At 52.0% G+C, this 15,436-nt stretch carries 15 protein-coding genes; 6 read left to right on the top strand and 9 right to left on the bottom strand.

Annotation, left to right across the window (positions count from 1 at the left end):
* Positions 1-165: 165 nt before the first annotated feature.
* A complete protein-coding gene (gene epmB / locus ACJHWK_RS03145) occupies positions 166-1,194 on the bottom strand; it encodes an EF-P beta-lysylation protein EpmB (protein WP_001522349.1) in 1,029 nt (342 codons plus the stop codon).
* Between the two features lie 41 nt (positions 1,195-1,235).
* On the opposite strand from epmB, the gene efp reads away from it, so the two are divergent.
* From efp to sugE, 4 genes are all read left to right on the top strand, one after another.
* Positions 1,236-1,802: an elongation factor P gene (gene efp / locus ACJHWK_RS03140; protein WP_000257278.1), complete on the top strand. Its 567-nt coding sequence runs from the start codon at positions 1,236-1,238 to the stop codon at positions 1,800-1,802.
* Between the two features lie 51 nt (positions 1,803-1,853).
* A complete protein-coding gene (gene ecnA / locus ACJHWK_RS03135) occupies positions 1,854-1,979 on the top strand; it encodes a lipoprotein antitoxin entericidin A (protein WP_000977754.1) in 126 nt (41 codons plus the stop codon).
* A 110-nt stretch (positions 1,980-2,089) separates the two neighbouring features.
* Complete coding sequence (gene ecnB / locus ACJHWK_RS03130) at positions 2,090-2,236, top strand: lipoprotein toxin entericidin B (RefSeq protein ID WP_000239596.1); 147 nt, start codon at positions 2,090-2,092, stop codon at positions 2,234-2,236.
* Positions 2,237-2,410: 174 nt separating this feature from the next.
* On the top strand, positions 2,411-2,728 hold the full coding sequence (gene sugE / locus ACJHWK_RS03125) for a quaternary ammonium compound efflux SMR transporter SugE (RefSeq protein ID WP_000118482.1): 318 nt from the start codon (positions 2,411-2,413) through the stop codon (positions 2,726-2,728).
* Here the strand turns inward: sugE and blc are convergent.
* From blc to frdA, 6 genes are all read right to left on the bottom strand, one after another.
* Positions 2,725-3,258 carry a lipocalin Blc gene (blc, locus tag ACJHWK_RS03120; protein ID WP_001522351.1) on the bottom strand — a complete coding sequence of 178 codons (534 nt, stop codon included), beginning with the start codon at positions 3,256-3,258 and terminating at the stop codon, positions 2,725-2,727. The genes sugE and blc overlap by 4 nt on opposite strands.
* A gap of 87 nt (positions 3,259-3,345) precedes the next feature.
* Positions 3,346-4,479 (bottom strand): BlaEC family class C beta-lactamase, encoded by a 1,134-nt coding sequence (locus ACJHWK_RS03115; protein ID WP_001522354.1) that lies wholly within the window; start codon positions 4,477-4,479, stop codon positions 3,346-3,348.
* A 62-nt stretch (positions 4,480-4,541) separates the two neighbouring features.
* The gene (gene frdD, locus ACJHWK_RS03110) at positions 4,542-4,901 is read right to left on the bottom strand and encodes a fumarate reductase subunit FrdD (RefSeq protein WP_000609663.1); all 360 of its coding nucleotides are present in this window, start codon (positions 4,899-4,901) and stop codon (positions 4,542-4,544) included.
* Positions 4,902-4,911: 10 nt separating this feature from the next.
* A complete protein-coding gene (gene frdC, locus ACJHWK_RS03105; protein WP_000208763.1) occupies positions 4,912-5,307 on the bottom strand; it encodes a fumarate reductase subunit FrdC in 396 nt (131 codons plus the stop codon).
* 10 nt (positions 5,308-5,317) lie between these two features.
* On the bottom strand, positions 5,318-6,052 hold the full coding sequence (frdB, locus tag ACJHWK_RS03100) for a fumarate reductase iron-sulfur protein (protein ID WP_000829498.1): 735 nt from the start codon (positions 6,050-6,052) through the stop codon (positions 5,318-5,320).
* The gene (frdA, locus tag ACJHWK_RS03095; RefSeq protein WP_001192973.1) at positions 6,045-7,853 is read right to left on the bottom strand and encodes a fumarate reductase (quinol) flavoprotein subunit; all 1,809 of its coding nucleotides are present in this window, start codon (positions 7,851-7,853) and stop codon (positions 6,045-6,047) included. Before frdA ends, frdB begins: the two co-directional genes overlap by 8 nt.
* 324 nt (positions 7,854-8,177) lie before the next feature.
* On the opposite strand from frdA, the gene epmA reads away from it, so the two are divergent.
* Positions 8,178-9,155: an elongation factor P--(R)-beta-lysine ligase gene (gene epmA / locus ACJHWK_RS03090; RefSeq protein ID WP_000004771.1), complete on the top strand. Its 978-nt coding sequence runs from the start codon at positions 8,178-8,180 to the stop codon at positions 9,153-9,155.
* Between the two features lie 218 nt (positions 9,156-9,373).
* Entirely contained in the window at positions 9,374-10,876 is a 1,503-nt protein-coding gene (gene yjeM, locus ACJHWK_RS03085; RefSeq protein ID WP_001300174.1) for a glutamate/gamma-aminobutyrate family transporter YjeM, read from the top strand.
* Between the two features lie 150 nt (positions 10,877-11,026).
* On the opposite strand, the gene mscM is transcribed toward yjeM, so the two are convergent.
* Together mscM and asd are read right to left on the bottom strand one after the other, a co-directional pair.
* Positions 11,027-14,350: a miniconductance mechanosensitive channel MscM gene (gene mscM, locus ACJHWK_RS03080; protein ID WP_001236793.1), complete on the bottom strand. Its 3,324-nt coding sequence runs from the start codon at positions 14,348-14,350 to the stop codon at positions 11,027-11,029.
* A 21-nt stretch (positions 14,351-14,371) separates the two neighbouring features.
* A complete protein-coding gene (gene asd, locus ACJHWK_RS03075) occupies positions 14,372-15,340 on the bottom strand; it encodes an archaetidylserine decarboxylase (protein ID WP_000934920.1) in 969 nt (322 codons plus the stop codon).
* Positions 15,341-15,436: the final 96 nt, after the last annotated feature.

The raw sequence follows: 15,436 nt of genomic DNA, 5'->3' as shown, positions 1-15,436 counted from the left end.
GTAGTAATAGTTGTTAAAATAACATAAATAGCCGTGCTCACTCTATATAAACAGAAAAGAAAGGTTAATTATTGGTGTTGGTTATATAAAAAGTAATAACAGCAATGTATATGAATAATTAAAGGTTATGCAACGTGCAAAGATTAAACTTCCCTGTTTAATCAGTTACTGCTGGCGTAGCTGGAGATCCAGCGGCGTTTTGCTGGGTTCGCCGCCAATTTCTCGCGCCAGTTTAGGCACCAGATATCCCGACACCAGTGTCAGCAACTCACGCATAATCTGCCGTGCTTCGTCATCACTCACCATAAAATGCGCCGCGCCCTGTACTTTATCGAGCACATGCAGGTAATACGGCATCACGCCGGCATCGAACAACGCATTACTCAGGTTTGCCAGCGTTTGTGCGTTATCGTTCACGCCACGTAACAGAACGCTCTGGTTGAGCAAAGTAACGCCTACCCGGCGCAACTTAGCCATCGCCTGACGGAATGTTTCATCTATCTCATTGGCATGGTTGATGTGATTCACCAGCAAGATTTGCAGCGTAGAATGTGAAAAGCGTTCAACCAGCGCATCTGTGATGCGTGCCGGGATCACAATCGGCAGACGGCTGTGAATCCGCAGACGTTTGATATGCGGGATGGCTTCCAGTTGTGTGAGCAACCAGTCCAGCTCGTGATCTTTCGCCATCAGCGGATCGCCGCCGGAGAAAATCATCTCGTCCAGTTCCGGATGCGCAGCAACATACTCAAGTGCAGTCTGCCAGTTACGCTTGTTGCCCTGATTTTCGGCATAGGGGAAGTGGCGACGGAAGCAATAGCGGCAATTTACCGCGCAGCCGCCTTTGACCAGCAAAAGCGCCCGGTTGTGGTATTTATGCAACAAACCTGGCACTACGCTGTGCTGTTCTTCCAGCGGGTCGGTGGAGAATCCGGGCGCGACGACAAACTCATCTTGCGAGGTAATTACCTGACGCAAAAGCGGATCGTTCGGATTGCCTTTCTCCATGCGATCGATAAATGAGCGGGGCACACGCAGGGCAAACAGCTTTTTGGCGCTGCATCCGGCCAACAGTTTTTCGTCCGCGTCTATATTCAAAAGACGCAGAAGTTCATCAGGATCGGTCACAACATCGGCAAGTTGCGTTAACCAATCTTCTCTGGATGGGGTATTTAGGGTTACAATATGCGCCATTTTGTGGCTTAGCTACCAATTAACAAATTTCAGAGGGCCTTATGGCAACGTACTATAGCAACGATTTTCGTGCTGGTCTTAAAATCATGTTAGACGGCGAACCTTACGCGGTTGAAGCGAGTGAATTCGTAAAACCGGGTAAAGGCCAGGCATTTGCTCGCGTTAAACTGCGTCGTCTGCTGACCGGTACTCGCGTAGAAAAAACCTTCAAATCTACTGATTCCGCTGAAGGTGCTGATGTTGTCGATATGAACCTGACTTACCTGTACAACGACGGTGAGTTCTGGCACTTCATGAACAACGAAACTTTCGAGCAGCTGTCTGCTGATGCAAAAGCAATTGGCGACAACGCCAAATGGTTGCTGGATCAGGCAGAGTGTATCGTAACTCTGTGGAATGGTCAGCCGATCTCCGTTACTCCGCCGAACTTCGTTGAACTGGAAATCGTGGATACCGATCCGGGCCTGAAAGGTGATACCGCAGGTACTGGCGGCAAACCGGCTACCCTGTCTACTGGCGCTGTGGTTAAAGTTCCGCTGTTTGTACAAATCGGCGAAGTCATCAAAGTGGATACCCGCTCTGGTGAATACGTCTCTCGCGTGAAGTAATGCGGTTGTGGTGCGGCCTGCAGGCTGCACCATCACTTATTCAGGTCAGAGATGATGAAACGCCTTATCGTTCTTGTTTTGCTTGCCAGTGCGCTGCTCACGGGCTGTAACACCGCTCGCGGTTTTGGTGAAGACATTAAACATCTCGGTAATTCCATCTCCCGCGCTGCCAGCTAATTTTTCTTCTCTTCCGAAAAATCATCAGATTTCCATCATTTTTGGTGATGTTGTCTATTATTAATTTGCTATAGGCAAACATAAATAACATTACCTAAAAGGAAGACGTTATGGTGAAGAAGACAATTGCAGCGATCTTTTCTGTTCTGGTGCTTTCAACAGTATTAACTGCCTGCAACACCACGCGTGGCGTTGGTGAAGACATTTCTGATGGCGGTAACGCGATTTCTGGCGCAGCAACGAAAGCGCAGCAGTAAGCAATAACGGTACGACAGTTATGTCGTGCCGTTTGTTTTTTTGCGATAGTCACAAAGGTAATAGTTGAAATTCCCCTGCCACCTGGCAAAATATCCGTTCAACCATCAGCTTTGCAGGACGACCTGCAAACGCCTCTTTTCACCGGGGACGGCCCCAATTCTCCGGAGCCTGATATGTCCTGGATTATCTTAGTTATTGCTGGTCTGCTGGAAGTGGTATGGGCCGTTGGCCTGAAATATACCCACGGCTTTAGTCGTTTGACGCCAAGTGTTATTACCGTGACGGCGATGATTGTCAGTATGGCGCTACTTGCCTGGGCGATGAAATCGTTACCAGTAGGGACGGCTTATGCCGTGTGGACGGGTATTGGCGCAGTCGGCGCGGCCATCACCGGTATTGTGCTGCTCGGCGAGTCCGCTAACCCGATGCGCCTGGCGAGTCTGGCGTTAATCGTATTGGGGATTATTGGTCTGAAACTCAGCACTCACTAACTACCGGGCTGCTGTACCCAAATAAACTTACTGACATCAAACCCTTCCTGGGTCGCGACTGCCAGCATCTCCTGTTTCACTTCGTCAGAAATGGTTGGTGTGCGGGAGAGTATCCACAGGTAGTCGCGGTCCGGGCCGCAAACCAGCGCATGGCGGTATTCCCGATCGAGTGCAATAACGTTATAACCGCCATAGAAAGGACCAAAGAATGACACTTTCAGCGCAGCGCGAGTTGGTGCGCCGGTAAAGTACGCTTTCCCTTCACTCTGCTGCCACATTTCTCTGTCAGGGTTATAGCCTTTATTAATGACATTCAGGCCGCCGTCATCCCGCAGGCTGTATGTTGCGGTGACTTTTTCCAGTCCACGTTCAAAGCGGTGATCAAAACGGGCAATCTCATACCAGGTACCGAGATAGCGTTTAGCATCGAAATTATTCACTACGGTCACGCCACGGGGCGGCGTAGGAGAACTGCAGGCAACGACCAGAAATGCAGCTGTCGCTGCGGCAACGAGAGGGAGCAGGCGCATAAATGTTTCCTTACTGGTTTTTTCTAAGTGTAGATGACAGCAAGGAAAAGCGCAGAAAAGGTCCGAAAATTCGGACCCGATGAAATTTTACTGTAGAGCGTTGAGAATCTGCCAGGCGGCGGCGACTCTCGCTGGATTGGGATAGTTTTTGTTAGCCAGCATCACGATACCCAGCTCTTTTTCTGGAATAAACGCGACATAGCTACCAAATCCGCCGGTCGCCCCTGTTTTATGTACCCATGATGCGCGTACTGCAGGAGTTGGGGGCGTAATCGCTTTTACGGGGCGTGCTGCCAGTGCAATTTTATTGTCACTGCCGTTAATGATGATGTCAGGATTTACCGGCCAGTCCAGCATTTCCCAGCCCAGGCCCTGATACATATCGCCGGTTTGCCAGTAGCGAGATTGTGCCAGTTGTATCCCTTGTTGAAGCGTTTTCTCAGTGATATCAAGGGGTTTTAAATTGCTTTGCACCCAGCGGGCCATATCTTCAATGGTCGACTTCACACCATAAGCTTCAGCATCTAACGCCCCTGGCGAAACATGCACTGCCTTACCTTCGCGATATCCCCAGGCGTAATTCTTTTCTTCTGCGGACGGCACATTAATCCACGTATGAGTGAGTTTGAGTGGGTGGAAGACACGAGTTTGCATCGCCTGCTCAAAACTCAAACCAGACGGCTTCACAGCCAGTGCGCCGAACAAACCGATACTGGAGTTGGCATACAGACGTTGTGTTCCTGGAGCCCATGCAGGCTGCCAGTTTTGATAGAAGCGCAGCAAGTCGCTTGAGGATTTAACGTCATCCGGCACCTGCAATGGCAGGCCGCCAGCGGTGTAGGTCGCAAGATGTAATAGTGTGATCCCATTCCACTGTTTAGCGGTAAGTTCAGGCCAGTATTTTGTCGCGGGATCGATTAACTTGATTTCCCCTCGAGCAATAGCGTCGCCACCAAGTACGCCCGTAAATGTTTTGCTGACCGAACCTAACTCAAACAACGTTTGCTGTGTGACGGGCTGCTTTTTGGCGATGTCCGCATAGCCCCAGGTAAAGTAATAAGGTTTACCCTGATAAATTACCGCCACCGCCATACCGGGGATCTTTTGTTGCTCTATAAGCGGGGTAATTGTGCGATGCACAATATCGTTGATTTGTTGAGGGGCAGCAAATGTGGAGCAAGAGGCGGTAATTAATAAGGCGCAGAGCGTCATTTTGAACATAGGGTCTGGTTTCCATACAAAACGGCCTGCCAACGGCAGGCCGGATTTACATTGGCGATGCGTTAGATTGTAACGACACCAATCAGCGTGACAACTGTCAGGATAGCAGCCAGACCGTAGAAAACCCATTTGCCTGCAGGTACGTGGATTTTCAGATCGTGCATCGCGTGGTGCATACGGTGTAAACCACACCACAGCGGCAGAACGATCATCAGGAACAGGAATACGCGACCAATGAAGCTCTGCGCGAACGCCAGAACGCGCTCGTAGCTCAGTGCATCACCCGGAAACAGCCCCAGCGGCAGCAGAATACCCACCAGCAGGATCATCACCGGCGCAATAATTGCGCTCCACATACCACCGGCCCCGAAGAGGCCCCAGAATACCGGTTCGTCAGAACGCTTTGGATTTGGATTAATCATCTCAGGCTCCTTACCAGTACAGGGCAACAAACAGGATTACGATGGTGGCAACCACAGTTACCGCCCAGAGACTTTTGATAATTGGCTCTGGTCCCATTTTTTCGTCTTTTACAATGATATTGGCCGCTTTCGGTGCCAGTTCAAACCAGGTTTTGGTGTGCAGCAGAGCTGCAGCCAGAGTGATCAGGTTAATGATCACAATAACCGGGTTTTGTAAAAAGTCGACGAATCCCGCCCAGCTTTCCGGGCCATTTTTCAGGGCGAACAGCCCGAAAATCAGTTCAATGCTGAACCACACAGCCGGAACCGCCGTGCCTTCGCGCAGCATGTAAAAGCGATAAAACGGCAATTTTTTCCACCAGGTGGACGTCATTGGCCGTACATACGGTTTACGTTTAGTCGTCATGTTGCACTCCTTAGCGTGGTTTCAGGGTCGCGATAAGAAAGTCTTTCGAACTTTCTACTTTGCCCTGCTGAATGGCCGCAGCCGGATCGACGTGTTTCGGGCAGACTTCGGAGCAGTAGCCCACGAAAGTACAGCTCCATACGCCGTTCTGGCTGTTCAACTGCGCCATACGCTCCTTCTTACCGTGGTCGCGGCTATCTTCGTTGTAACGATGCGCCAGCGTAATGGCAGCCGGACCGATGAACTCTGGGTTCAGGCCAAACTGCGGGCACGCGGCGTAGCACAGACCACAGTTGATGCAACCGGAGAACTGGTGATACTTGGCCATCTGCGCCGGGGTCTGGATGTTAGTACCCTGATCCGCGGTGCGGGAGTTGCCGATGATGTACGGTTTGATCGCTTCCAGACTTTCGATGAAATGGGTCATATCGACCACCAGATCGCGTTCAATCGGGAAGTTAGCTAACGCTTCAACCTTCATACCGTCGGTGTAATCACGCAGGAAGGTTTTACATGCCAGTTTTGGCACGTTGTTAACCATCATGCCGCAGGAACCACAAATCGCCATACGGCAGGACCAGCGGTAGCTCAGGTCCGGTGCCAGGTTGTCTTTGATGTAGCCCAGCGCATCCAGTAATGAGGTAGTTGCGTCATAAGGCACTTCATAGAATGCGCTATGCGGTGCGGTATCGACTTCCGGGTTATAGCGCACCACCTCAATTTTCAGGTTTTTCATCTCAGCCATTCGCCTTCTCCTTCTTATTGGCTGCTTCCGCCTTATCGGCTGCATCCGCTTCGCCACCGTAGACGCGTTTAGCTGGCGGCAGCGTAGTAATCTTCACGTCGCTGTACTCCAGGCGAGTTGTGCCATCAGCATCGCGGAAGGCGAGGGTGTGTTTGAGGAAGTTGACGTCGTCACGCTCGGTGCAACCTTCGTCCAGACGCTGGTGCGCGCCGCGGGACTCTTTACGTGCCATTGCGGAGTGCGCCATACATTCAGCAACGTTCAGACCGTGACCCAGTTCAATGGTGTAGAGCAGGTCGGTGTTGAACACGCTGGAGGTGTCGGTGATGCGCACGCGCTTGAAGCGTTCCTGCAGCTCAGCCAGCTTGTCGATGGTTTTCTGCATCAGTTCCGGCGTACGGTAGATACCGCAACCTTCTTCCATAGCCAGGCCCATTTCGTCGCGGATCTTCGCCCAGTTTTCGCCGCCATCCTGGTTAACCAGATCTTTCAGACGTTGTTCAACGCCAGCTGCCTGCGCTTCAATTGCCGCTTCGTTGCCATTACCGGCAGTTGCTGCACGCTCTGTCGCTTGTTCACCGGCCAGACGGCCGAAGACCACCAGTTCCGCCAGGGAGTTGGAGCCCAGACGGTTTGCACCGTGCAGACCAACAGAGGAACATTCACCCACGGCGAACAGACCTTTAATGCGGGTTTCACAGTTCTGATCGGTTTCGATACCGCCCATGGTGTAGTGTGCGGTCGGACGTACCGGAATCGGTTCTTTAACCGGATCGACGCCAACGTACGCTTTCGCCAGTTCGCAGATGAACGGCAGACGTTCATGCAGTTTTTTCTCGCCGAGGTGACGCAGGTCGAGATAAACCACATCGCCACGCGGCGTGGAGATGGTGTTGCCTTTACGCCATTCGTGCCAGAAGGCCTGAGAAACTTTGTCGCGTGGACCCAGTTCCATATATTTGTTTTTCGGCTCGCCCAGCGGAGTTTCCGGGCCCATGCCGTAATCTTGCAGATAACGGTAGCCATTTTTGTTGACCAGAATACCACCTTCACCGCGGCAGCCTTCTGTCATCAGGATACCGGAACCTGGCAGACCGGTTGGGTGATACTGAACGAATTCCATGTCACGCAGCGGAACGCCGTGGCTTAGCGCCATACCCATACCGTCACCGGTAACGATGCCGCCGTTGGTGTTGTAACGATAAACGCGACCCGCACCGCCGGTAGCCATAACGACCGCGTTAGCACGGATCTGCACCAGCGTGCCTTCCATCATGTTCATTGCTACCAGGCCGCGAACATGACCATCATCAACCAGAATATCCAGCACGAAATGTTCGTCAAAACGCTGGATCTGCGGGAATTGCAGAGAGGTCTGGAACAGCGTGTGCAGCATATGGAAGCCGGTCTTATCGGCGGCGAACCAGGTACGCTCGATTTTCATGCCGCCGAAGCGACGTACGTTGACGCTACCATCCGGGCGACGGCTCCATGGGCATCCCCACAGTTCCAGTTGGGTCATTTCGGTTGGGCAGTGGTGGACGAAATAATCCACGACATCCTGCTCACACAACCAGTCGCCACCCGCTACTGTATCGTGAAAGTGATATTCGAAGCTGTCATGATCCTGCGCGACAGCGGCGGAGCCCCCTTCTGCAGCAACGGTATGGCTACGCATCGGGTATACTTTTGAGATTAGTGCGATTTTTGCATTTGGATTTGCCTGCGCGGCAGCAATTGCAGCACGTAATCCCGCGCCACCGGCGCCTACAATGGCAAGATCGGCTTGAAAGGTTTGCACGACATTCCTCCAGATTGTTTTTATCCCACAGCCCCGTACTTCAGGGTAAGTGCCTGAAAGTTACGGTCTGCGAACGCTATTCCACTGCTCCTTTATAGGTACAACAGTATAGTCTGATGGATAAGTCTGAAATTTGACGAGATCGATTTTTTTAGTGCGCAAGAGGGCTAAATTATCACTGAAGATGATTAATTTAATTACTAAACCATCAGATCGTGCTTTTTTTAGTCACTGCCCACCCTTGTTTGATTCCTGCGTAAAATTTGTCTCGCCGTCGCGTTGCGAGTAGACTTCGTGCCCTTGTCAAAAACTGGAGATTTAACTATGAGCGAAACGGCATCCTGGCAGCCGAGCGCATCCATTCCTAACTTATTAAAACGCGCGGCGATTATGGCGGAGATCCGTCGTTTCTTTGCCGATCGTGGAGTGCTGGAGGTGGAGACGCCTTGTATGAGCCAGGCGACGGTAACCGATATTCATTTGGTCCCGTTTGAGACACGTTTCGTTGGCCCTGGGCATTCGCAGGGGATGAATCTCTGGTTAATGACCAGCCCGGAATACCATATGAAGCGCCTGCTGGTTGCCGGTTGTGGGCCGGTATTCCAGCTGTGCCGCAGCTTCCGTAATGAAGAGATGGGGCGTTATCACAACCCTGAGTTCACTATGCTTGAGTGGTATCGACCGCACTATGATATGTACCGGTTGATGAACGAGGTGGACGATCTCTTACAACAAGTGCTGGACTGCCCGGCAGCAGAAAGCCTTTCTTATCAACAAGCTTTCTTGCGTTATCTGGAAATTGACCCGCTCTCTGCCGACAAAACGCAACTGCGGGAAGTGGCAGCGAAACTGGATTTAAGCAACGTTGCTGATACCGAAGAAGACCGCGACACGTTGCTACAATTGCTGTTTACCTTTGGCGTAGAGCCAAATATTGGCAAAGAAAAACCGACCTTTGTGTACCACTTTCCAGCCAGCCAGGCATCACTGGCGCAAATCAGTACCGAAGATCATCGGGTCGCTGAACGCTTTGAGGTTTATTATAAAGGTATTGAGCTGGCGAATGGTTTCCATGAATTGACGGATGCCCGTGAGCAGCAACAACGCTTTGAACAAGATAACCGTAAGCGCGCGGCGCGCGGTTTGCCGCAGCACCCCATTGACCAGAATCTGATTGAAGCCTTGAAAGTCGGTATGCCTGACTGTTCCGGCGTGGCATTAGGTGTTGATCGTCTGGTGATGTTGGCGCTGGGCGCGGAGACACTGGCTGAAGTCATCGCCTTTAGCGTTGACCGGGCATAATTCTGAAAAATTACTGAATTAACCGCGAAGAATGGCGTGATAAGCGCCATTCTGTAGCATATGTTTTCATTTTTCCGCTAAAGGCCACAATTTAAGACTGGATATTTGATATCATCCAGGTATCAATTCTGTATTGGTTTTTACGCTGCCCGCTCAATGTTGGGCAGTGCAGTTCAGTGGGCGCGTTTTATACACGCGCTGAAATGAAGGATGGTTTCATGCCTCACACGATAAAAAAGATGAGTCTGATAGGACTCATATTGATGATCTTTACTTCCGTATTTGGATTTGCCAATAGCCCATCGGCTTATTACTTAATGGGTTATAGTGCGATTCCCTTTTATATATTTTCTGCATTGTTATTCTTTATTCCATTCGCCTTAATGATGGCTGAAATGGGAGCTGCTTATCGCAAAGAAGAAGGCGGTATCTATTCCTGGATGAATAATAGTGTCGGACCACGTTTTGCCTTCATTGGCACATTTATGTGGTTTTCCTCTTATATCATCTGGATGGTGAGTACCTCCGCGAAAGTTTGGGTACCGTTCTCAACATTCCTCTATGGTAGCGACATGACCCAGCACTGGCGTATTGCCGGACTGGAGCCTACGCAGGTGGTTGGTCTGCTGGCAGTGGCATGGATGATTCTGGTCACCGTCGTTGCTTCAAAGGGGATTAATAAAATTGCCCGCATTACTGCGGTGGGCGGTATTGCAGTAATGTGTCTGAATTTAGTATTGCTGTTAGTAAGCATTACTATTTTGTTATTAAATGGTGGGCATTTCGCGCAGGATATTAATTTCCTTGCATCACCGAACCCAGGTTATCAGTCCGGTCTGGCAATGCTATCGTTTGTGGTATTTGCTATTTTTGCCTATGGCGGAATTGAAGCGGTTGGTGGTCTGGTCGATAAAACGGAAAATCCAGAAAAGAACTTTGCCAAAGGTATTGTTTTTGCCGCTATTGTTATTTCAATCGGTTATTCGCTGGCAATATTTTTATGGGGCGTCAGCACAAACTGGCAGCAGGTATTAAGTAATGGTTCCGTTAACCTCGGCAATATTACCTATGTGCTGATGAAGAGCCTCGGGGTGACGCTGGGTAACGCACTGCATTTGTCACCAGAAGCGTCATTGTCGCTGGGCGTATGGTTTGCGCGTATTACCGGACTTTCGATGTTCCTCGCTTATACCGGTGCGTTCTTTACGCTTTGCTATTCACCGCTGAAAGCCATCATCCAGGGAACGCCGAAAGCATTGTGGCCGGAACCGATGACGCGCCTGAATGCGATGGGGATGCCGTCTATCGCCATGTGGATGCAGTGCGGGCTGGTTACTGTCTTCATCCTGCTGGTTTCGTTTGGTGGCGGTACCGCATCGGCGTTCTTTAACAAGCTGACGCTGATGGCGAACGTGTCTATGACGCTTCCTTACTTGTTCCTCGCGCTGGCTTTCCCATTCTTTAAAGCACGTCAGGATCTCGACAGACCGTTTGTGATTTTCAAAACGCGTATGTCGGCAATGATTGCGACGGTGGTTGTCGTTCTGGTGGTGACATTTGCGAACGTCTTCACCATTATTCAGCCTGTGGTTGAAGCCGGAGACTGGGACAGCACATTGTGGATGATTGGCGGCCCTGTCTTCTTCTCGCTGTTAGCGATGGCGATTTACCAGAACTATTGCAGTCGCATGGCGAATAAACCTGAGTTAGCTCTCGACTGATCCTATGAAATCCTGCAACTCATCGTCTCTCCGACGATGAGTTGTCAGGAAGTAATGCGTATGGATGATACTCTCCAGGGCCGGTGATAACTGAAGATGATGTTAAGCTGCTAAATGAGCCACGTTGACATCATTTGGCAGCTTCATGCATTACAAACTTCCCGCCTGACGACCTTTGCCCGCAGACGTCAGCGTTCTCCCCGTTTGTTTACCGTTGAGGCTTTCCAGACGCATCTGGAAGGGCGGGAATGGCATATCGATACCGTGGGCGTGGAAGCCTGCCAGAATTAGCTGGTGGATCTCATGGCGTAGCGGCATACGGTGACCCATCTCAGCGGCGTAAATACGCAGCTCGAAAATCTGAATCCCCTGTTGCAGATCCACCAGGAAGACTTCCGGTGCCGGGTTGTCGATCACCAGCGAGCAGCGACGCGCTGCGGTGAGCAGGATTTCCGTCACTTCTTCACTGTTGGCATCGGCAGGGGCCGGAATCGTCAACACCACGCGCGTGACCGAGTCAGAGAGCGACCAGTTGATAAACTGCTCGGTAATAAATGCCTTGTTCGGCACGATTATCTCTTTACGGTCCCAGTCGCTGATGGTGGTGGCACGGGTGTTAATTTTCGTCACGCTACCAGTAAGATCGCGGATCGTTACCGTATCGCCAATGCGAATCGGTTTTTCGAACAGGATGATCAGGCCAGAGATAAAGTTGGCGAAAATTTCCTGCAAACCAAAACCGAGACCAACACCGAGCGCGGCAACCAACCACTGCAATTTCGACCACTCAATACCAATCATTGAGAAGCCGACCAGCCCGCCAATCAGCATCAGCAGATATTTGGTGATGGTGGTGATGGCGTAGCCCGTACCCGGCGTTAAATCCAGGTGCTGCAAAATCGCCAGTTCCAGCAGCGCGGGCAGGTTGCGCACCAGCTGCGTGGTGATGATAAATACCAGAATGGCAATCAGCACCGCACCGAGGGTAATCGGCTCCAGACTTTCCACGCCCTGTACCGTGGAAGTGACATCCCACAGCGAAATATTTTCAAGGAAGCCGAAAGCGGAATGGATTTCTGACCACAGCACAATGACCGAAAGCAGGGCGATCAACATCAAAATTGAGCGCACCAGCCGCAAGGATTGCGCACTGATGGCATCGAGATCGACTTCGCTTTCATCGACTTCAATTGCCCCTTCGGGGCTACTGTGATGATGCGCTTCCTCTTCGCCACGCGCACGTTGCGCTAACATCTCTGCCCGGCGATGCTTCGCCCGGTCAAACGCCAGTCTGCGTCGCTGGATCAGCATCCAGCGGCGGATAACGTGATAAACCACCAGTAGCAGGAACCAGATGGCAACCGAGGTTTCAAGCCTCGCTAACAGCGCCTGCGCCGTTGCCAGATAACCCACCGCCGACGCCAGAATGGCAACCAGCGGTGCGCCAATCATCATGTTCCACAGCATATGGTTGGTAATGTTGTCGCCGCTGCCTTCTTTGTTGAGATACAGCGGGATCCCGGCCTTTTTCAGACTGAGGGTGACTACTGCCAGTGCACCGCAAATGAGGATAAAGCAAAGCCGTCCCAGCGAACCGGAGAATTCACGGTCGTCGAGATTATCGAACATCATCAGCGCCATAATCAGCGGCACGATAAGCCCAATGCTCATCAGGTAGTAGCGCATCCCACGGGAAACCCGTTCGCGCGGCCAGCCAAAATGAGCGATAAACAAGCCGTTCGGGCGGGCAAAGGTAGCGCAAATCATCACTACCCATAGCAGCGGTACGGTGGCTGTTACGCCATCACCAATCGCTACCGCCAGCGGATAAGGCCACGCCTCGCGCAAGCCGTAACCCAGCGTCATCCACAGCACCGGGAGCGGTGACGCGACGAGAATCGACCAGAAAAGAGTGCGCAACGTCAGCCAAAAGTGATCCTGAGTCACTTTGCCGACTTTCGCCGCCGAACGTTCAAGAAAACGGGTGAAATAGCGGCGCGAGTAAATACTGCAACCGACCAGAATCAACGCGCCAAACAGCGGCAAAATTGTCTCTTTGCTGGTCAGCATCATCACACTGGCTTTGCCCAACTGACTGAAGGTGTCCAGCGAAATGAGACGACGCAGATCCTGGGCGATCTCCAGCGGCCAGGCGATGGTCATCGGGCGCACGTCAGAGGTCCAGAACAGATAGCGGTGCGTCGCTTCGTTCACCTCTTTCAGCGCATCCTCCAGTTGCCCGTTGGAGACTTTCAGCTTGGTTAGTTCCAGCAGTAGCGTGTCGCCACCCTGCAACAATGAGTTCAGCAACTCACGCTGAGTGCGTAGCTGTGCTTCCAGAATACGGTTTTGCTCGGCGGTCAGCGGCTGACCGTCGGCCTGATGGATTTGCCTTAGCAGCGGCTGTTTATTTAGCAGATCCTCATAACGTAACCGTTGCACACGCAACTGCGCCATTTCGGTATCAAGCTGTTGTGGTTTTGGCATTTCCGGTAGCCGTGCCACCTGCGCCCGCAACGCTTCACCGAGCAGGTTGGACGATCCCAGCCATTGCGACTGTTCACGCAGCGTATTCAACGCCTGCCGGACCTGTAACGTCTGGCTGGCAGCCTGACGCTGTTGCGAGGCAACGAGATCCATCCGCTGCGCCTGTTGATTCAGCGCCGCCGATAGTTCGCGGTTAATTTTGAATTGCGCGACGATATCTTTCGGCAAATCGGCGCTGTTTTCTGCCAGCAATTCGGTACTTTCCAGCGCCCGCTCCGCCTCAAGCTGACGTTGGCTGTTCAACTGATTACGTAAGGCCTGCAAATACGCATCCAGTTGCTGGCTCTCTTTTTCCGCCAGCTCTGAGCGTAAGCGCGCTAATTCCTGGCGGTTATTGGCGGACAGCTGCGCCAGTTCCAGTTCATCGACGAGCGCTTTCAGGCGTGCGGAGTCAGACTGCAACGCGAAATTTTGTGCCTGATTGAGCGGGGAATTGCCGGTAAGCGTCCCCAGGCGGCGCTCGATTTCATTTAACTGACGGCGGGCATCGGTTTGCTGTTGCGGCAGTTGATTCAGCGAATCGGCAATCTCGCGGGCGCGTTCCTGCTCTTGCTGGGCCTGACGGCTTTTATCCAGCAACTGGCTGCTGACCTGGAGAATTTCCTGATTCAGCGCGTCGGTAGACATTCCCGGTGACACGCTGCGCGGCTCGTCACGCATGTTGTTTAATTGCGCGCGCAGAGTAGCGGAGAGTTTCGGATAATTATCAATGACTTCTTGATATTGCTTGATGCGCTCAAGGGAACCTTTCCGTTCCTCAAGCGCATTTAAGGCAGACTGGAGCGCCTCTACGACTTCCGGTTGCGCGGGTTTCGCCGCTTTTGCCTGCTCCAGTTCTTGTGAGATTTGTTTGCTATCGGGGGCCGTCGCGGCGTACGCCCCCCAACTGAGGCACCAGGCCATCAGAAAAGTGATAATCAGGCGCACGTCAGCGTTTCCTTTGATGGATTAGACCTGGTCTTTTTTGTCGTCAACCAATGGGCTGGCGTCGTGTTCTGCTTCGATCTCTTCAGCAGGAAGCGGGGCGGGTTCAGCGTCTGGCGTAACAAAGGTTTCGGTAGATACTGCCAGCGGCTGACCAATTTTCGTAACAGACAGGCTTTCCAGTTGCTCAACCAGATTCACTTTACCTGGTGCAAACAGGTTGATAACGGTAGAGCCAAGTTTAAAGCGGCCCATTTCTTGGCCTTTCAGCAGTGCCACAGAACCGTCGTTTTCCCCGGCAGGCCAGGTCCAGCGCTTGATGATGCCTTCGCGCGGCGGCGTAATGGTGCCCGCCCAGACCGTCTCAATGCTGCCAACAATCGTCGCCCCGACCAGAATCTGCGCCATTGGGCCAAATTCGGTATCGAACAGGCAGATCACGCGTTCGTTACGGGCAAACAGATTCGGCACGTTCTGAGCGGTGAGATGGTTAACGGAGAAGAGATCGCCTGGCACGTAGATCATCTCACGCAGAATACCGTTGCACGGCATGTGTACGCGGTGGTAGTCACGCGGGGAGAGGTAAGTGGTCACAAACGTACCGTTGCGGAACAGGTCCGCCATCAGATAGTTGCCTGCCAGCAGGGCTTCGAGGCTGTAGTTGTGGCCTTTGGCTTGCAGGATTTTATCTTCTTCGATTTTACCCAACTGGCTGATAACGCCATCGGCAGGCATAACCAGGACATTCGGATCGGTATCGATTGGGCGTACTTCGTCACGCAGCGGACGGACAAAGAATTCGTTAAAGGTGCGGTAGCTGGCGGTATCCGGCTTTTGCGCCTCTTTCATGTCGACCTTGTAGTATTTAACGAACAGATCGATAACCAGTTTTGTCAGCCATCCTGCCCGCTTGCTTGCGCCCCAACCCGCCAGGCGAGTAAGCCATAGTTTCGGCAGAATGTACTGTAGCGAAAGTTTAAATGAATTTAACAAGGTAGCCTCCAGGCCATTGTTTTGTCGTTCCTGATCCGGCCTACATGCCGGATCCTGAAAAAAAGGGGACGATTCTAACGACGGTTAGCTTAATTG

It is taken from the genome of Escherichia sp. WS547 (genome assembly GCF_046486065.1).
In the GTDB taxonomy this organism is placed as follows: domain Bacteria; phylum Pseudomonadota; class Gammaproteobacteria; order Enterobacterales; family Enterobacteriaceae; genus Escherichia; species Escherichia coli.
Note: the sequence above shows the minus strand (reverse complement) of the source record. Positions and strands in the feature narration are given on the sequence as shown.